This is a genomic window from Sphingomonas sp. CFBP 13720, assembly GCF_014842075.1.
Classification (GTDB): domain Bacteria; phylum Pseudomonadota; class Alphaproteobacteria; order Sphingomonadales; family Sphingomonadaceae; genus Sphingomonas.
In genome coordinates this window covers 39,038-58,339 of sequence record NZ_JACYVA010000007.1, presented here as the reverse complement: position 1 = coordinate 58,339, position 19,302 = coordinate 39,038, and the positions used below count along the sequence as shown (strand labels likewise).

Here is a 19,302-nt window from a genome sequence, read left to right as displayed (position 1 = left end):
GGGCATGGCGGAGATGTGGATGCGGATCACCTCGGTTTCGGTTGCAGCGGCGCTGACGCTGGTCTGCGCGTCGACCTCGCTTAGCGGACAGCGTCCCGACAGTCAGATCGACCCGCGCTCGACCGCGTTGCTGCAACAGGGGCGGGCAGCGCTTTCGTCGGGCGATCTCGACGGCGCGACCGGTCTGATTGAAAGCGCGCTGGTGATCGACCCCCGCAACCGCGAGGCGTTCGTCACGCTGGCACAGGTCGCGGCGCGGCAAGACCTGCCCGGCAAATCGATCCGCCTGTACCGCGAGGCACTGGTGCTCGAACCCAATGATCCGGTGGCGTTGAAGGGCGAGGGCGAGGCGCTGGTCCAGAAGGGCGCGGTCGCACGTGCACGCGACACGCTGGCAAAGTTGCGCGTGGTTTGCGGTACGAACTGCCCCGCCGCGACCGAACTGGCTGCCACGATCGCCAAGGGACCGCCGGTGACCGCGACCGCGCAACAGGCTGCGCCGACGCCTGGCGCGACGCCGACCACCACGCCCTGATCCGCGTGGCGGGTCTGCACAGCGTCCGCCACGCCGGGGCGGCAGGGATAGGCGATTTCCTGCCGCACGCGACCAGTCACGTCGCATCCGCATAATCGACCCGCGGCCGATGCCGACGGATAGCGCGCTCGCCGCTCCTTTGTGACCCCAATGGCCACGGACGACCGCCCGGTCCGGTCGTCGTCGAACGACGCCCGGACCGCAGCGTATCGCAACCCTATAATCGCGCGCCGGCGTCCGGTGCCCGCGCCTTACCCTTCACCGGTTCGCCGAGCGTCTGTCGGAACCAGCTCACGACCCGTTCGATGACCGGTGCCTGATACCAGTACAAGTCGCCATGGCCCGCGCCCTCGACCATCACATAGTCGACCTTGTTCCGCCCGGCCTTCAGCGCTTCGTACAGATGCTTGCTCTGCATCGGCGATACCAGCGTGTCGGCGGTGCCATGCATGATGAGGAAGGGGGGCTTCTTGCCCGCGGCATGTCCGATCGAGCTTGCCGCCAGCGCCTTTGCGGGATCGCTGCCGATCGCCGCGCCGACGAAACGGCCGAATGCGGGGCCGTTCACCAGCAGCGCTTCGGTCACGGCCGGCGACTGGTGCACTTTCTGCACCGCGTCGGGAAAGCCTTCGCCGATGTTACGCAGGTCGGAAATGCCATACAGCGTGACGGCGGCCTGTACGTCGGACGATTTGTCGAGATAGTCGCCCTTGTCGAACGCCTTTTCGCCATTGGTCGTACCGAGCATCTGAGACACATAGCCGCCGGCCGAATCGCCGATCACGCCGATGCGCGTCGGGTCGATTCCATATTCCTCGGCATGTTCGCGCAGATACCGCACCACCGCTTTCCCGTCCTGCACCAGCGCGGGAAACTTGTCGGGGACGACCCGGTATTCCGCCGCCGCGACGACGAAACCGGCGCGCGCGAGCGCCGTGCGCATCTCGGAATATTTCTCATGGTCGGCCGATATGAAGCCGCCGCCGGGGAAATAGACGATGGCGGGTTTCAGGTCGTTGTTGCGCGGCACCAGCACGGTCATCCGAAGCTGGCGGATCGCACGCTGCGATTTGATCTGGGAATAGATCACGCCACCGATCGTATCGACCTGTCCCGTCGTCACTTCGACCCGCATCGTCTGCGCGCCGTCCGACCATGCCGGCGAAGGCGATTGCGCCGGGGCCACGCCGCCGGTTGCCATTCCCATCAGCAGAACTCCTGCACATGACTGCCATGTCCGCTTCATCGCGTTTTCCCCGATCGATAGAAAGGTCGTTACAACGTCTTGCCCGGCATCCGTGCGCCGCGAGCGGGCCGGTGGACGGGCTTCGGGATCGCTGTGCACGAACGGCCCATCGCGGTCATCTCCATCATTCGGATGACGGGTTCGCGATCATCACGTCAGTCGCACGACGGTCGGCCCTTCGCTCAGCGCGATCGTATAGCCACCACGCTCGACCGCCGCGCCCGATATCCGAAGCGGCGTTGCCCGCGCGACGGTCGCCTCCACCCGCACCCGCGCGACCGGCGTCGCGGTCGTCGCGGGGTCGAGCGTCAACTTGATCGCTCCGGTTGCGGGTACATAATCGGCGCGGGCGATCTTTCCGGCGTCCAGCGTGATCCACTGTCCGGCGGGTGCGATGAACAGCCGGCTGCGCGCCCCGTCCTTCGGCACGATGCGCACGCTGCCGCCAGCGGTGGTCACGTCGCCGCCGAACCCGATCCAGCCGAACGTCGGATGATCGACCAGATAGCTCGCCGCCGCCAGCGCATGGCCGTACAGCCCCATGCCAGAATCGCCGGTATAGGGGTCCCAACGCAGCATATCCGGTTCGGAATGGAATGCGGCCGACGCGAACCCGTCGCGATCGATGTTGGTGATGCCGCCCATCATCCCGCCATAGGCGACGCGCAGCAGGTGAAGGTCGGCGGGATCGTGACGGAACGCGTCGAACAGTGGTACGGCGTTGAGCGTCGATCCATAATGATGGATCTGCCGTTCGATCCGCGCCGTCTTTCCGCCGTACAGAAAGTCCCAATACCGGCGGGCGTTGCCGTTATAGCCCCAGTGGGGGATCGTCGGATCATAGCCCAGAATGACCTCGCGCGTCACGTCGGCCTGCGGCTGGTATCCGAAATAGCGCATCCACGCATATACTTCGGGCTGGCCGGTCGAATCCCACGCCATTTCCGATCCGAACGGATAGGCGAGCGAGCGCCAATGATCGGCGCGCGCCTTCATCAACCGCTCCATGTCGGCCGCCTCCGTGCTCATTCCCTCACGCTGCAGGTCTTTCAGGATGTCGACGAACACGTCGCCTTCCATCTGCCCGAACTGGGCATAATGCGGGGCGTCGCGCATCATCGCGGCCGTCGTGCGATACGCCCAGTCGAGATAGAAGCGCCAGTCGTGCGTCCGCACCAGCCCGGCATGATTGCGCGCCAGACGGTACAGCACCCAATGCCCGATCGCGACATGCGGATAGTTGTACGACCGGCCAAGGTCGTCCGCGCCCTTCCGGTTCCACGACGTCCAGCTTTTCCACTGATCGTCGGGCTTGGCGTAATAGCCCGGGAAGGCGGCGGGATCGTACCAGAACAGGCTTTTCTTGACCGCGCCCTGTGTCGGACCTTCGGCGACCTGAAGCTTGCCGAGGACGGTTTCGTTGACGACCCGTTCCAGCTTCGCGACTTCGCCCGCATCGGGATGATCGAGCTGCTTCATCATCGCCGCGATCCACGCACCGGCGCCGCCTTCGTCGCTCATCCCGGCGATCCAGACGCGCGGTTCCTGCGTCAGCAACCGGTCCGCTTCACGGTCGTAGCTGAGGATCGTGGGCGCCCGGCCGAACGGATCGGCCTTGTCGTCGAACCATTGCTTCGTCGTGGAGAACCGGCCGAGATCGGCCATCGCCTGATCGATCGGCTTGGTCAGGTAATAATGCACCGTCTGCACGCTGCCATCGGCATAGGTGATCGAAACGCGCGATCGGCCCCATCCGTTCGCCTTCACGTCGTATCGCGCCCACCCTTTGGTCGGGGCGGCGGGTGTCAACGTCATCGATCCCGTTGGAACCACCTCGACCCCGCGAACCGGCTGCGAAGAATGCAGGAACAGCGACGCACGCTGGTCGGTGGGGACCACATAGCCGGGGATACCGACCGCCACCGGACGCCCTGCCGCGATCAGCGTCGGTTCGATCGTGCGGATCGACGGGGCGGTGGCAAAGCGCACGCCGATCGTCCGCCGTTCGCCGGGGGCCAGTACGAAGCCGGTGGGCTGGTTCCATTGTTCGGCCCCCGACCATTCCCGGTCGGCCATCGCCTTGCTGGCGACCATCCAGTCATAGAATCCCTCTGACGTCTGGCTCCGGTCCGATCGGTCGGTGAAGATATCGCCCTTCGCCGCCCGCCGGTCCTGCGCGATGGCGCGATATGCTTCCAGCGGCGTCGCCGTTTCCGGCGTCACCAGCAACGCCGGCCCGCGCCCGTTCAGCCGCGTGACCTGAAGATAGCCGGCGTCGCGCCCGATATAGGGATCGACGAAGCTGGCCTTCGCATGCGCCTGCTCAAGGCTCCGGTCGGTGATGATGTTGTCGAACACCATCGGCATGCCCAGCGCGCCGACCTCGATCGGCTGCGCGGTCGGATTGGCGAGCGTGTAGCGCAGCGACAGCACGCCGGCATCGTCGATCCACTGCCGCGTCACCTGTAACGGCGCCCCGCCCATCGTTGCGGTGATGTCGGCCGCCGCAATCGTCCCTTTCGCTGCGGGCAGGGGGCGGATCGGCCTGCGATCGCGCGACGACGAAAAATCGGCCCACGGACCGCCGCCGGAACGTACGCGCAGGTGCAGGTCGCCGATATGGACATAGCCGTTGCCGGCACGTTCCGCCTCCCGCCTACCGGGAACGAAGTCGAATTCCGGCTCCGCACCCGGCGACAGTCGCGCCAGCGTCTGCGTATCGCGTCGCAGTTCAACGATCATCGCGCCGATGCGGAAACGGTCTTTCGCGATCGGGGGATAAACCTTCGCGACGGGTTCGGTTTGCGCCGGAGCGGGGGACAGGCCCGTCGTCAACAGGAACAGGCCAATTGTTACGGGGCGGATCATGGACGGTCTCGCTGAAATGGACGGATCGGGCTGGCCGACGGCCGGCCGGCGTGGATGGACGTGCAGTGGAACTGGTCGGGACATGGGCCGCGATGCCCAATGTCCGCGGCCGGATGACGCAACCCATCGCCTCGCGATCCAAATCCCGCCGGTTGATGGCACGCCGGATTCCAGAACCGCCACCTCGCTCCTCTGAACTATGTATACGGTATATAGTGGTAGACGGTCGGGCAACCGACTTTGGTCCGTCCAGCCCGATTTTCCATATTGGCGCTAGGCACGCCATTGGTTGACAACGATCGTACGATAACATCGTATACGATAAGGCTGAATGGAAAGTCGGCATGAAGTTGCTACGCCGTGAATTCTTGTTGGGCACGGTGATGCTGCCGCTGGTCTTGCACCCTGCGATCGCCGCCACGCCCCGCATCCTGCCGGAGAAGGCGCGGCCGTTTCCACTGTCGTCGGTCCGGTTGCGCACGTCGGACTTCGCCCGCGCGGTCGAGGTGAACCGGGCGTATCTGATGACGCTGGAATCCGACCGGCTGCTGCATAATTTTCGCCGGTTCGCCGGACTGGAACCGAAAGCCGCCGTGTATGGCGGATGGGAAAGCGACACGATCGCCGGACACACTCTGGGCCACTACCTGTCGGCGCTGGCGCTGACTCATGCCCAGACCGGCGATGCCGAATGCGTGACCCGCGCCCGCTACATCCTTGGCGAACTCGCGGAATGTCAGGGCAGGAGCGGGGACGGCTATGTCGCCGGCTTCACCCGCAAGCGCAAGGACGGCACGATCGTCGACGGCAAGGAGATATTTGCCGAGATCATGGCTGGCGACATCCGGTCGCAGGGGTTCGACCTGAACGGATGCTGGGTGCCGTTCTACAACTGGCACAAGCTGTATACGGGGCTGTTCGACGTCGCCGATCACATCGGCGATCCACGCGCGCTGTCGATCGCCGTGGCGCTGGGCGGGTATATCGAGCGCGTGTTCGCCGCGCTGGACGACGATCAGGTGCAGCGCGTGCTCGCGTGCGAATATGGCGGGCTGAACGAAAGCTTTGCCGAACTCCACGCCCGGACGCGCGACGCGCGCTGGCTGACGCTGGCCGAACGCATCTACGACCGGCGCGTGCTCGACCCGCTGACGCAACGTGTCGACAAGCTGGCCAATTTTCACGCGAACACGCAGGTGCCCAAGCTGATCGGCCTCGCCCGTCTGCACGAACTGACCGGCAAGGAAGCGCAGGCGACCGCGCCGCGCTTCTTCTGGGAACGGGTGACGGGGCATCACAGCTATGTCATCGGCGGCAACGCGGACCGCGAATATTTCTCCGAACCCGACACCATCGCCGCGCACATCACCGAACAGACGTGCGAGCATTGCAACACCTACAACATGCTCAAACTCACGCGGATGCTGTTTTCCTGGGCACCGCAGGGAAGCCTGTTCGACTATTACGAACGCGCGCATCTGAACCATGTCATGGCACAACAGGAACCGGTCTATGGCGGGTTCACCTATATGACCCCGCTGCTGTCCGGGGCGAAGCGCGAATATTCGGTGCCGGGGGAGGACGGGTTCTGGTGTTGCGTCGGGACCGGCATGGAAAGCCACGCCAAGCACGGCGAATCGATCTTCTGGGAAGGGGACGATACGCCGTTCGTGAACCTGTACATTCCGGCGGAGGCGACGTGGGCGGCACGCGGCGCCGCGCTGACGCTCGATACGCGATACCCGTTCGAACCCGAATCGCGGCTGACCTTCACTGGCCTCGCGCGCGGTGGGCGGTTCGCGGTCGCGTTGCGCGTGCCCGGCTGGGCGAAGCAGGCGGACGTGACCGTCAACGGCAAGCGGGTCGAACCGGTGCGCGAGAACGGCTATGCGATCGTCACGCGCCGGTGGAATGCGGGCGATACGGTGGCGATCACCCTGCCGCTCGACCTGCGGATCGAAGCATCGCCGGGCGATGACAAGACGATCGCGATCCTGCGCGGACCACTGGTGCTGGCCGCCGATCTGGGCCGCGCCGACGGCGAATGGGACAAGCCCGAGCCGGCACTGGTCGGCACCGACCTGCTCGCCGCCTTCTCGCCGGTCGTCGCCGACGAAGCGCAATACGCCACGCACGGCATCGTCCGTCCGGCGGACCTGACGTTCGTGCCGTTCTATCGCCAATATGACCGGCGCAGCGCGGTGTATTTCAAACGATTCACCGACGCCGAATGGAAGGTCGAGGAAGCCGGGTTCCTCGCCGATCAGGCGAAGGCACGCGACATCGCCGCGCGTTCGGTCGACGTCATGCATCTGGGCGAGATGCAGGCGGAGCGCGACCACGGCCTTACCTCCGCGCTGTCGTACCCGCTGGCGTATCGCGGGCGCAACGGTCGCGACGTCCGGTCGGGCGGGTTCATGGAATTTGCGATGAAGACGCGTGCCGGACCGCTGCTGCTGCAGGCGACCTATTGGGGCAACGAACGCGGCCGGGTGTTCGATATCCTGGTCGACGGCGTCCGGATCGCGACACAGCGGCTGGACAATGGCCGGCCGGGCAAGTTCTTCGATATCGAATATCCGCTCCCGATCGGCCTGACCAAGGGCAAGGACAGCGTCAAGGTCCGCATCGTCCCCGCCGAGGGCAACACCGCCGGCCCCGTCTTCGGTGTCCGCCTGTTCTCCGCCAAGCCGGCCGCCACCACTTGAACCCCGTCCGGCGACAGGATCGATTTATCGACGGGATGCCATGCGCGGTCGACTGACGGTGGCGCTGCTGGCGGTGCCTGCAATAGCGGGCGCACAGGAAGCGCGTGTCGTGACGACGCCCGGCAATCCAATTCTGGACACGCCGTCGTCGACCGATCCCGCCCCGCTGGTCGACGGCGACACGCTCTACATCCTCACGGGGCGCGATGAGGCGCCGCCGGGGGTCAACGACTTCGTGATGAACGAATGGCAGCTATTGTCGACCACCGACCCCGGATCGCGCAAGTGGACGCACCGCCCCGCCATCGCCCGCCCGGAAACGATCTTCGCATGGGCCGAGCCGGGGCGGGCCTATGCCGCGCAGATCGTCCGGGGACCCGATGGACGCTTCTATCTCTACGCCCCGATCGTCGAACGCGACAGCGCTGCGGAGGACCGGTTCTCGATCGGCGTCGCGGTGGCCGATACGCCGACCGGCCCGTTCCGCGACGCGCATCCCGCCGGTCCGATCGTGTCGCAGCGGCGTCCCGTCCCCAACCGCATCCACAATATCGATCCCACCGTACTGGTCGCCGCCGATGGACGCGTATGGATGTATTGGGGATCGTTCGGGCAGCTGCGCGGCATCGAACTGGCGCGCGACATGGTGACGCCGATCGGTGCGCCGTTCGCGGTGTCGGGCCTGACCGGATATTTCGAGGCACCATGGGTGCTGGAACGCGACGGCACCTACTATATGCTCTACGCCGGCAACCATGCCGGGCCGGCATCCGACTGCACGCCGGCGGTATATTATGCCTGCATCGCCTATGGCACGGCGGCCGATCCACGTGGCCCGTGGACCTATCGCGGCGTCATCCTGAAACCGGTCAGCTCGACCACGTCGCACGCTGGAATCGTGCCGTTCAGGGGCGGGTGGGTCATCGCCTATCATACCGCCGATGGTATCGACGGCGGCCATTTTCATCGCAGCGTGGCGATCGACCCGGTGCGGTGGGACGACAGCGTCCGCCCCGCACGCATCCTGCCGGTGGTGCCGACCCGGCGCGCGTTGCCGCCCGGTCCACCGACGCGCAACCGCGCCCGCTCCGCCACGGCGACGTCGTCGAACGAGCCAATTCCGTTGCAATACTGGATCGGAGCGCTGAACGACGGAAAGGTCCCCGCCAATCCGCTGCCACCCGACCTCTGGGGTAGCTGGACCGGGCACAATCCGCCGCGGCAATGGATCGAATATCGCTGGCATGCGCCGGTCACGCTCGACGGGTCGCGCATCTGGTTCTGGGCCGATCAACCCGCCGGATCGGGTGTCGGGGTCGCGCCACCCGCCGCATGGCGGATCGAATATTGGAACGGTGGTTGGAAGCCGGTGGCGGCCCGAACCGCTTATGGCACCGCACCCGATGTCGTGCAGGCGGTACGTTTCGCGCCCGTCACCACGCGGTGCCTGCGCGCCGTGTTCGATGCCAGCCACGCCGGTGCCAGCCATGCTGCCTTGGCGGTGAAGGAGTGGGAGGCGCTGTCGCCGATCGCGCAACCCGTCACACCGGCTGAAAGGGTCGCCGCGCCCTGCGAACAAATGCCGGAACGCCATGGACGTTGAAGCGCGACGCCCGTTCAGAAATGCGGCACCGCGTTCGGCAACACCGTTTCCGGGAACAACGAAATTCGGGGACCGCCGTCGCGTAGGGAGAACACGCTCGTCCCGAATGCCGGCGCTGCCCCGTCTTCAGAGGTAAATGGACCGTCCGCGTAGAAAGTCATAGTATACGGTATAAGAACTGGTTACGAAAGCGTTACGCTGCTTGAGGGGCGTGTGATGCGAAGACTAAAAACACCGCAGAAATGGCCGCAGGCCGCTCACTGCCGTTGTCACAACGAACGCTGCGCGCGTCGCTGGCATGCCCGCAAGGTCGGCGACCCGCGCTTCATCGAACGCAGCTCCGACCATCTCCGACAGCCCCGCACCCGCGTCGAGGCGGCAACGGCCGGGCAGGGCCGCCGGTCGAGCCGATCGGTGACGAAGTCCTGCGACGCTCGCGCGATGGCGCAACATCATCAAATTTCAAACTGGAGAAACTCATGGACGCTTCTTTCGACGTTGCGAGCACCTTTGGTTGTGCCTGTCCGACCTGCGCGGGGGGATTGACCCGGCATGGCGATGACGGCGGGGTGGTACTGTCGGCCTCGCTCGATCCCAGCGCAGGTTCCACCTATGGGTCCAAACCGGTCTGGAGTGCAGAACAGGCGGCGATCTTCCTCAATCGCGCGGGGCAGAACTGGAACTCGAACAATTACGGCGAACTCGACGACGGCGTACTGAACTACGGTTTCTGGCTGACCCAGGAAGAGCTTGCGAACAGCTATTACGTCAACGAGACCGGAACCGCCGCGCTCAACGAATATTTCAGCTTCGGCGCCTTCACCCCGGCGCAAATCGATCTTGCGCAGCGTTCGATCGCGTTCTGGGACGAGGTCACCGCCATCTCGTTCCGGCAGACGAAGTCGGGCAGCGCGGATATTACGTTCGGCAACGCCAATACCGGTGGCGCGCAGGCCTATGCCTATCTGCCCTTCGGCGACAGCGGCGATGCGCAGATCGAACGGGATTACGGCTTCGCCGAATTCGGCCGGCTGGGCGGTGACGTCTGGGTCGATATCGGGATCGCGTCGAATTTCACGCAACTGACCGCCAGCTATTACGGCCAGACCGCGATGATCCATGAAATCGGCCATGCGCTCGGCATCAGCCACCCCGGCGACTATAACGCGCTCGACGACAATGACGGCGACGGCGTGCCCGATCCGATCACCTATGCCAACGATGCGGTCTATGCGCAGGATTCACGCCAATACAGCATCATGAGCTATTTCGACGCGTACGAAACCGGCGCGCAGCATATCGACTTCGCGCTGCTGAACGTCGCCTATCCCGGAACGCCTCTGGTCCACGACATCGCGGCAGCCCAGCGGCTATATGGTGTCGACACGACCACCCGCACCGGCAACACCGTGTATGGCTTCAATTCCACCGCCGGTAATGCGGCGTACGATTTTTCGGTCACCACCAGCCCGGTCGTCGCGATCTGGGATGCCGGCGGCATCGACACGCTCGACCTTTCCGGCTGGAACACACCTTCGACCATCGACCTGAACGAAGGCGCCTTTTCGTCCGGCGGCGGGATCGAGGCGTTCCTGACGCTGGATCAGATCAACGCCAACCGTGCCGCAGCCGGTCTCGACCCGCGCAGCGCCGGCACCTTCGCCTATTACGAAAGCTTCAAGCAATTCTTCGGTTTGAAGAGCGGCCTGCTGACCGACAACATCTCGATCGCCTATGGCGTGGTGATCGAGAACGCCGTTGGCGGGGGCGGCAGCGACCGGATCGTCGGAAACGGGGTCGCGAACCTGCTGACCGGCGGGGGCGGCCGTGACGTGTTCGAGCTTCGGTCTGCCGGCGTATCGGGTGCGGATCGCATCACCGACTGGCAGCGCGGCGACGTACTTGCCACGACCAAAGCCATTGCCGACGGCAACGGCGACGGCATCATCACGTGGAGCGGCGCGTCCCTCATGCTCGACCGGACCGATGGCGACCGGGTCGAACTGGTCGGGGCGGCCAAAACCGGTCTGCGGCTCATGGGCAGCATCGACGGCGTCTTCTATTACGACGATGCCCGCATCCGTCCCGTCGCGTCGAGTGGTCAGCGGGTGTACGAAAGCGGCTTCGGCGACGATACGATGCGTGGCCGGTCGTCGGGCAGCTCGACTGATGTCTTCTTGTTCGACACGGCCAATCCGGTGGCGGGGCTGGGCAACGATATCGTCGTCTTCACGCGTAACGACCTGTTCGTAACGACGACCAAATTGGCGGATGCCGACGGCGACAACCGGATCACCTTCGGCAGCGACGGTCTTCTGGATCTGACCGGCGAAGGCGGCACCGTGAAGTTCGGCGGTGCGTCCGCGCTCGAATATGACGGCGTGGTCGTGAACGACGGCATCGAATATTATGTCTACAGCCAGGTCGGTTCTTCGATCGGCATCGGCGGCCTGCACGTTTGATGCGGGACGGGGCAGGGACGGTGTTCCTGCCCAGTGATACAATATGGTCGGTTTCGCCGTCAGCGCTGTTTTACCGCGCTGGCGGCGTTTCGCGCTTCATCGTCCCGACGCACGGCGCTGCGGCGATCTTCAGCGCCTGTCGGGTTTCCGCGTTATCGTCGAACCGGCTGCCACCGGGACGTGAAGCGTCGTTCGGCACTGGCCTGCATCGCCGTGCAGAACGTTCGACCAGACCTGGTTATCGTATGCACGTTCGGCGCGCATTGGATCACGCGGACTCCGAACTGGTCTAAACCTCTGCGAAAGTCACCCTGTCGTACCGCCGCGAAAGCCGGGCGCAGTTGGGGGACGTTGGTAACGTACCGAAAAGCTTTCCCAACTGGACCCGTCCTCCGCCGGGGTACGGCCCGAGGACGGCACGCTGCGGGACTTTCGCCGAGCTTACAACTGTCCCGAGGTAAGCGAAGCGGGCGAACATCGGCGCAGGCCGGCCGGATGGCAGGTAGCAACGCTGGTTCGGATAGGGCAGCGTCGGCGTAGCCGGAAGGCCTCCGCTGCAAAGCCGCTATAGTCGTCCGCCCCCCCCATGCGCCGCGTTCAGGCAGCGGCGCGACGCGCGAAGCTGGCGCGGCGACCATAAGCGACATAGGCGACCAGTCCGATCGCGTTCCAGCCGAGGAACCGCAGCAGCGTCGCGCCGGGCAGGCTGTACAGCAGGTACAGGCATCCGAGGATCGCGGCGGTCCCCACGACCATCGGCGCGGGACACCGGAACAGCCGTGGCGCGTCCGGCGCGGTGCGACGCAGGACCATCAGGCAAGCGCCAACCGCGATGAACGCGACCAGCGTGCCGGCATTGGCCAGCTCCGCGATTTCGTCGAGGCGGAAGAAGCCCGCGACGGCTGCGATCGACAGTCCGGTCAGTACGGTGATCCGCGTCGGTGCGCCGGTGCGCTTGCTGACCGTCGCCAGCCGCTGAGGCAGCAATCCGTCCCGCGCCATCACGAAGAAGATGCGGCTCTGTCCGTACATCATGACGAGAATGACGGAGGGCAGGGCGATGACCGCCGCCAGCGCGATCATGTGCGCGGCGACCGGCTGCCCCAGCGTTCGCAGCACCAGCGCCAGCGGCTCGGGCGAATCCGCGAGCTGCCGGAACGGGATCGCGCCCACGGCGGCGATCGCGACCGCCATATAAATGACCGTGCACAGGATCATCGACCCGACGATACCGATCGTCAGATCGCGCCCCGGATTCTTCGCTTCCTCGGCAGAGGTCGCGACCGCGTCGAACCCATAGAAGGCGAAGAACACGATCGCCGCCGCCGCCATGACCCCGCGCTTGGTGCCGTCGATCTCGGTGCTGCCGAAGCCATAGGGCATGAACGGCTGCAGATTCTGTCCGTCGAACGCGGGCAGTGCGAACAGGACGAAGACGCTCAGCGCCACCAGTTTGATGATGACCAGCACGATGTTGAGCGTCGCGCTCTCGCGCGTGCCGGCGACCAGCATGCCCATCACCGCCAATGCGACGAACACGGCGGGCAGGTTGATGATCCCGCCGGCATGCGGTCCGACCAGCAGCGCGGGCGGCAGCGACACGCCCAATGCGTGGATCCATCCCACCAGATATCCCGACCACCCGACCGCAACGGTCGAACATGCCAGCGAATATTCGAGGATCAGGCTCCATCCGACGACCCACGCGACGGTTTCGCCAAGCGCGGTATAGCTGAACGTATAGGCGCTGCCCGCCGCCGGAATCATGGTCGCCAATTCGGCATATGCGAGCGCCGCACACGCACAAACCGCCCCCGCGATCGCGAAGGCAAGGATCACCGCCGGTCCGGCACGCTCCGCACCGACCCCGGTCAGCGTATAGATGCCGGTGCCGACGATCGCCCCGACGCCCAGTGCGATCAGATGCGGCCAGCCAAGCGTCTTGGCCAGCGTCTGGCCGGCGGGGGCATGTGCGCCCAACACCTTGCGCGGTCCGATGATCGACATGTCACTTCCCCTGTAGGTGCGATCCCATCGCGTGGTTTGGCGCGGTCGATGAGCGACTGGTCGCGAACTGGACGCGCAGGTCGAGCAGCGTCGCTTCGATGTGGCGGTGCAGCAGCGCCTGCAGCGTCACGCCGTCGCGCGCCAGCCATGCGTCGATGATGTCGCGATGCTCCAGATGCGCCCGCGCGTCGCGTCCCGCCGGTTCGAGATGCGCGACGACATAGCGTTCGGCCTGGATCGCGAGGCGTTCGACGAGTTGCGTCGTGATCGCGCGGTCGCCCGGCCGCACCAGCGCAACGTGAAAATCGCGATTGCGCATCGCCACCTCGCCAAGATTGCCGTGCGCCGCCTTGTCCAGCGCATGGAAGGCGGCGGTCGCGGCACCGCGGTCGGCGTCGGATGCGTGCAGCGCCGCGCGTGCCGCCGCAGCAGGTTCGATCGACAGGCGCAACGCATAGATTTCGTCGGCCTGATCGGCGGACATCGGCTGAACGGTATAGCCGCGATTGGGCTGGCTTTGCAGCAGTCCGTCCTGTTCGAGCCGGCCCAACGCCTCGCGCAGCGGGATCTTGCTCACGCCCAGTTCGGTGGCCAGCGCATCCTGCCGGATCGGCGCGTCGCCGGCCAATTGACCGGTAACGATCCGTTCGCGCACGATGGCGAACACCTGATCCGACAGGGTTCGTACGACGATGGTCTGACGCGCGCTCACAAACGAACCCTCCCGGCCGTGGCGCGGTGGTTCCACGTCATCGAACGACGAAACCATTCCAGAACGGATCGTCGCGATCAATCCAGATCGTGTTGAATCCGGTGGCGACCGCCGATCCCTCGATCGACGGCACGATCGCGGGAATGTCGCCCAGCATGGTCGCGGATTCGACTCGGCCGGTGAAGCGGCTGCCGATATAGCTTTCGTGGACGAAGCTTTCGCCGACCGACAGCCGTCCGGTCGCCGCCAGATGTGCCAGCCGCGCCGACGTGCCGGTGCCGCACGGACTGCGATCGATCGCGCCGTCGCCATAGAAGACCGCGTTACGCCCGTCCGCATCAGGACTGCGCGGCGCGTCGGCCCACAACACGTGGCTAACGCCGCGGATGGTCGGGTCGATCGGATGAACGGGTTCGAATACGGCGCGCACCGCATCGCGTACTGCCCGGCCGAACGACGCCAGTGCGGCCGCGCCCAGCGCGTCGACGCCACTATACGCACCCTGCGGCTCGACGATCGCGTAGTAATTGCCGCCATAGGCGACATCGACCGACAGCGGCCCCAGACCCGGCACGTCGATCATGAGCCCCCGCGCCGCCAGATAGGAAGCGACGTTGGTGATCCGAACCGACGTCACCCGGTCGCCCTGCGCCGTATAGACGATATCGATCAGCCCGGCGGGTACCTCGACGCGCAGCCGGCCGGGCAGGGCAGGCTGGATCAGCCCGTGTTCGAGGCCGAACGTCACGATCCCGATCGTACCATGTCCGCACATCGGCAGGCAGCCGGAGGTTTCGATGAACAGGATGCCGATGTCGCTGTCGTCGCGGGTCGGGGGATACAGGAACCCGCCCGACATCATCGCATGCCCGCGCGGTTCGAAACACAGCCCCGTGCGGATCCAGTCGAACCGGGTCAGGAAATCCTGTCGCCGCGCCGACATGCTCGCACCACGCAGCAACGGCGCCCCCCCCGCGACGAGCCGTACCGGATTGCCCGCCGTATGCCCGTCGATGCAGAAAAAACTGTGGCGCATGGGGGGATCGGTCAGGCCGCGACGGCGGCTGGGGTCGATGGTGTGATTTCGGGCCGGGTCGCAGCGGCATGTTCGACCATCGCGATCACTTCCGCACGGCGCGCGCCGACCAAGGGATAACGCGGCGGCAACACCCGTTCGGACCCGCGACCCATGACCTGTTCGGCCAGCTTGATCGACTGGACCAGATCATGGTCGGCGTCGAGATGGAGCAATGGCATGAACCAGCGGTAGATTTCCATCGCCTTCGCATGGTCGCCCCGCTGGAACGCCCGCACCAACTCGACCGATTCACGCGGAAATGCGTTGGTCAGACCCGATACCCAGCCCTGCGCACCCAGATACAGCCCCTCGAGCGCGACGTCGTCCAGCCCTGCGAACAGGACGTACCGATCACCGAAGCGGTTCTTCACATCGGTGAAGCGCCGCGTATCGGGCGACGATTCCTTGATCGCGACGATCGTCGGCGCGTCCGCGACCAGTTCCAGCACCTCGTTATCGATCTGCGCGCGATAGGCGGGCGGATTGTTGTACAGCATGATCGGCAACGCGGTCGCCGCCGCCACCCCGTTGAAATGCGCGGCAAGCTCCGGCGCTTTCGGGACATAGACCATCGGCGGAAGCAGCATCAGCCCGTCCGCACCGGCTTTTTCGGCAGCGACGGCATAGCCGGCGGCGCGGCGCGTGTCATATTCCGATACGCCGGTCACGACGGGCACGCGCCCGGCGACGACCTCGACGATCGCGGTCAGCACCGACACCTTCTCCTCATGCGTCAGCGAGTTGTTTTCGCCGACCGTGCCCAGCGCGATAATGCCCGTCACGCCGTCGCGGATCAGATCGTCGACCACCCGCTGCGTATCCGCGAGATCGATCGACATATCCGTACCGATCTGCGTCGTCACCGCAGGGAAAACACCTTGCCAATCGATAGCCATCATAGTTCCCGAAGCTGATTTAGGAATATCGTATACGATGATGCCGCGCGCCGAGCAAGGTCTGAAACGAACGATGCACGATCGGATTATGATGGTTGCCGGAAAGGACGGCCGTGCCGCTCGAACAATGGCCGATAACGATTCCGCACAATCCCGGGCGGTTAGGGATGGCGAGGTTGTAGCATCCAGCGCGACCCGGCAACCTCGGCTGCCATTTTTTTCCGTGCCGGCGGGGCCAGTGGCCACCGCATGTTCCATCCGCAATCTTCGTACGGCCGCTGGCTGTGAGCCGCCGGAGACGAGCGCCGCATTCACTATGTGACAGCGGGCCGGCGGGGCCATCGTACCCGGCCGGGGCGGGGGGGGGCGATCACTTCAGCGGATATGGCCCCCGGCCGCCATCGGCGATGAACCGGTCAACACGCGCGTCGATCATCGGCAGCGTCACCGATCCCAGCGACAGCATCGCATCGTGGAACGCGCGAACATCGAACTTTTCGCCCAGCGCCTTCTGCGCCCGTGCCCGCCCGTCGACGAACGCCATCTCACCCATATAATAGCTCAATGCCTGTCCGGGCCACGCGATGTAGCGGTCGACCTCGGTCGTGATTTCATGGTTCGACAGCGCCGTATTGTCCCGCAGGAACGCCTGTGCCCGTTCGCGCGACCAGCCCTTTGCGTGGATGCCGGTGTCGACCACCAGCCGGGCAGCGCGCCACATCTGATAGCTCAGCATGCCGAACACCTCGTACGGCGTGCCGTACATGCCCATCTCCTCACCCAGCGCTTCGGCGTACAGCGCCCAGCCTTCGCCATAGGCCGAAATATACGTCTCCCGCCGATAATCGGGCAGGTCGTCGAGTTCGGCGGCGAACGGCATCTGCCACGCATGGCCCGGCGCACTTTCGTGCAGCGTCAGTGCAGGCAGCGAATAGAGCGGGCGCGCAGGCAGGTTCCAGGTGTTGAGCAGGAAGATGCCCGGGCCGCCGCGCCCTCCGGTGTAGAAGGGCGCAAGATCGGCGGGGACCGGCTCGATCGCGAAACGCGCGCGCGGCATCCGGTTGAACCATCGCGACGCCTTGCCGTCGAACTGTTTGGCGGTCCAAGCCGCGCGGTCGAGCAGCGCCTGCGGCGTACCGACATAAAATTGCGGATCGGTGCGCAGGAATTGCAGAAAGCCGGACAGGTCGCCCTTCCACTTCACCTCTGCCATCACGTTAGTCATGCGTGCGCGGATGCGCGCTACCTCCGCGACGCCGATCCGGTGGATCTGGTCGGCAGTCAGATCGCGGGTGACATATTCGCGGATCTTGGACGCATAATAGGCCCGTCCGTCGGGCAAGTCGTACGCGGCCAGCGTCGTCCGCGCGCCGGGGACATATTCGTCGCGCAGAAACGCCAGCAACCGGGCATGCGCCGGCACCACCTCGGCGGAAATCGTCCGCAACGCCTCTGCGCGCAGCGCCGTTCGCACATCGGCGGGGATCGCGTCCGGCATCGTCCGGAATGGCGCAAAGAAGGGGGACGCTTCGCCACCGCCGGCCTCGACCACCGCTGCCACGCCCGCATCGCGACCCTGCAACGTAATCGCGGGTGGCGTAAAGCCGCGCGACAGGCCCGCGCGCATATTGGTAACCTGTTGTCCGTAAAAGCGCGGAATGTCGTGGAGCCGCCGGAGATAGCCGCGATAGTCCGCCTGCGTCCGTGGTTCCTCACGCACCATGGCGGTCACGTCGATCCAGAAGCTGGTGTCGGCGGTCAGCGGCTTTTCATAGTCGCGGAAGCGTTGCTGATCGACGAGCGCGTCGATCTGCGCGCGATAGACGAGGTAATTGTCGCGCTTGCCGGGCGATAGCGTGGCCGGATCGATCGTCGCCAGCGCGCGTGCGGTCGCGGTCCAGCGCGCGGTCTTCGCGGCCTGCATCGCCGGACTCACGTCGGGCAGGGTGCTGTCGGGACTGGGCGGGGCGTCCTCTCCCGGACCCGCCAGCGTCTTGCGCCAGCGATATTCGTCTGCGGCCAATGCAGTGAAGCGCGTATCCGCGTCCTGCGCCATCGCCGGCATCGCGATCGAGGCGAGAAGCAGCGCGGGGAAGATCGTCCGGTTCATCGGGCGGCATCCCGTACCACAGCGTCGATGTCGGCAATCAACCGCCGCGGCACGCGAACCCCGTCGCGCAGGCTGACCGCCCGTGCCGCATGGCGACGCGCACCGGGCAGGCGCGCGCCCTGACCCTCGATCCCGGCGAAGACCGCTTCGGCGCGGGTCAGATGGTCTGCGGCGGCGGTGCCGAGAAACCCGGCGGGGTCGATCGCGAGGATCAGTTCGCCGCCGATCGGCGATCCCTTGCGCCCGGCATCGGCGGCCAGCGATCCGGCGCTGGTCAGGTCGCCGATCAGCGGTCCTGCGATCAGTTCGACCATCGTCGCCAGCGCCGATCCCTTATGCCCGCCGAACGTCCGCATCGCCCCGGCCAGAACGGCTTCAGCATCGGTAGTCGTGCTGCCGTCGGCGGCATGGCCCCAGTCGGGTGGCACCGGCTTGCCCGCGCGGCGGTGCAGCTCGATCTCGCCGCGCGCCACCTTCGACGTCGCAAAGTCGAACACGAACGGCAACGATCCCGGTCGAGGCCAGCCGAACGCGATGGGGTTGGTTCCGAACAGCGGCTTCGTACCCCCGGCTGGTGCGACCCACGCATGGCTGGGCGTACAGGCAAGCGCGACCAGCCCGTCTTCGGCCAGCGCCTCGACCTCCGGCCACAGCGCCGCGAAATGGACGATGTTGTTCAGCGCGAGCGCGGCGATGCCATTCGCCCGCGCCGCCGCGACCAGTGGCGCGCGGCCCGTCTCGAACGCCAGTTGCGCGAAGCCGCCGCCACCATCGACGCGGATCAGCCCCGCCCGGGGACTGGTCAGCACCGGCACCGCGTCGGGCACGACGGTGCCCACCGCCACGCTGTGCGCCGCGACCAGCAGGCGATAGAGGCCGTGCGATCCGCAGCCATCACGCTCGCCGGCGACCATCGTCTCGGCCACCGCCGTCACATGCGCCGGGGACAGTCCGACCGCTGTCAGCGTTGCGTGGGCATAGCCGCGGACCTCTTCCAGCGTCATCGAAATCAAATCATCGTCCATGTATCGTATATGATATATAAGACGACTGGGATGCAAACGCTATCCTCGAAGT

12 protein-coding genes are annotated in these 19,302 nt (G+C 65.7%); 4 read left to right on the top strand and 8 right to left on the bottom strand.

Annotation, left to right across the window (positions count from 1 at the left end):
* Window positions 1-4: 4 nt before the first annotated feature.
* Entirely contained in the window at window positions 5-535 is a 531-nt protein-coding gene (locus tag IFT55_RS13840) for a tetratricopeptide repeat protein (RefSeq protein WP_249403835.1), read from the top strand.
* A 217-nt stretch (window positions 536-752) separates the two neighbouring features.
* Here IFT55_RS13840 and IFT55_RS13835 read toward each other — a convergent pair whose 3' ends face one another.
* Entirely contained in the window at window positions 753-1,742 is a 990-nt protein-coding gene (locus IFT55_RS13835) for an alpha/beta hydrolase (RefSeq protein WP_192092938.1), read from the bottom strand.
* A gap of 189 nt (window positions 1,743-1,931) precedes the next feature.
* Window positions 1,932-4,649: a DUF5695 domain-containing protein gene (locus tag IFT55_RS13830; RefSeq protein WP_197976471.1), complete on the bottom strand. Its 2,718-nt coding sequence runs from the start codon at window positions 4,647-4,649 to the stop codon at window positions 1,932-1,934.
* Window positions 4,650-4,993: 344 nt separating this feature from the next.
* Between IFT55_RS13830 and IFT55_RS13825 the strand changes: the two genes are divergently transcribed.
* The 3 genes from IFT55_RS13825 (at window position 4,994) to IFT55_RS13815 (ending at window position 11,422) form a co-directional block, all read left to right on the top strand.
* The gene (locus IFT55_RS13825; RefSeq protein ID WP_192092937.1) at window positions 4,994-7,357 is read left to right on the top strand and encodes a beta-L-arabinofuranosidase domain-containing protein; all 2,364 of its coding nucleotides are present in this window, start codon (window positions 4,994-4,996) and stop codon (window positions 7,355-7,357) included.
* Between the two features lie 40 nt (window positions 7,358-7,397).
* Window positions 7,398-8,960 (top strand): family 43 glycosylhydrolase, encoded by a 1,563-nt coding sequence (locus IFT55_RS13820; RefSeq protein WP_192092936.1) that lies wholly within the window; start codon window positions 7,398-7,400, stop codon window positions 8,958-8,960.
* Window positions 8,961-9,439: 479 nt separating this feature from the next.
* Window positions 9,440-11,422 (top strand): M10 family metallopeptidase C-terminal domain-containing protein, encoded by a 1,983-nt coding sequence (locus tag IFT55_RS13815; protein ID WP_192092935.1) that lies wholly within the window; start codon window positions 9,440-9,442, stop codon window positions 11,420-11,422.
* A gap of 597 nt (window positions 11,423-12,019) precedes the next feature.
* On the opposite strand, the gene IFT55_RS13810 is transcribed toward IFT55_RS13815, so the two are convergent.
* The 6 genes from IFT55_RS13810 to IFT55_RS13785 form a co-directional block, all read right to left on the bottom strand.
* Window positions 12,020-13,429, bottom strand: a complete 1,410-nt coding sequence (locus tag IFT55_RS13810) for an amino acid permease (protein WP_192092934.1) — start codon at window positions 13,427-13,429, stop codon at window positions 12,020-12,022.
* A 1-nt stretch (window position 13,430) separates the two neighbouring features.
* Window positions 13,431-14,141 carry a GntR family transcriptional regulator gene (locus IFT55_RS13805; protein ID WP_342029316.1) on the bottom strand — a complete coding sequence of 237 codons (711 nt, stop codon included), beginning with the start codon at window positions 14,139-14,141 and terminating at the stop codon, window positions 13,431-13,433.
* 37 nt (window positions 14,142-14,178) lie between these two features.
* The gene (locus tag IFT55_RS13800; protein ID WP_192092932.1) at window positions 14,179-15,177 is read right to left on the bottom strand and encodes a 4-hydroxyproline epimerase; all 999 of its coding nucleotides are present in this window, start codon (window positions 15,175-15,177) and stop codon (window positions 14,179-14,181) included.
* Between the two features lie 11 nt (window positions 15,178-15,188).
* Window positions 15,189-16,115, bottom strand: coding sequence for a dihydrodipicolinate synthase family protein (locus IFT55_RS13795; protein ID WP_192092931.1), 927 nt, complete (start codon window positions 16,113-16,115; stop codon window positions 15,189-15,191).
* A 370-nt stretch (window positions 16,116-16,485) separates the two neighbouring features.
* A complete protein-coding gene (locus tag IFT55_RS13790; protein WP_192092930.1) occupies window positions 16,486-18,225 on the bottom strand; it encodes a DUF885 domain-containing protein in 1,740 nt (579 codons plus the stop codon).
* Complete coding sequence (locus tag IFT55_RS13785) at window positions 18,222-19,250, bottom strand: Ldh family oxidoreductase (protein ID WP_192092929.1); 1,029 nt, start codon at window positions 19,248-19,250, stop codon at window positions 18,222-18,224. The genes IFT55_RS13790 and IFT55_RS13785 overlap by 4 nt, the downstream gene beginning before the upstream one ends.
* Between the last annotated feature and the right edge of the window lie 52 nt (window positions 19,251-19,302).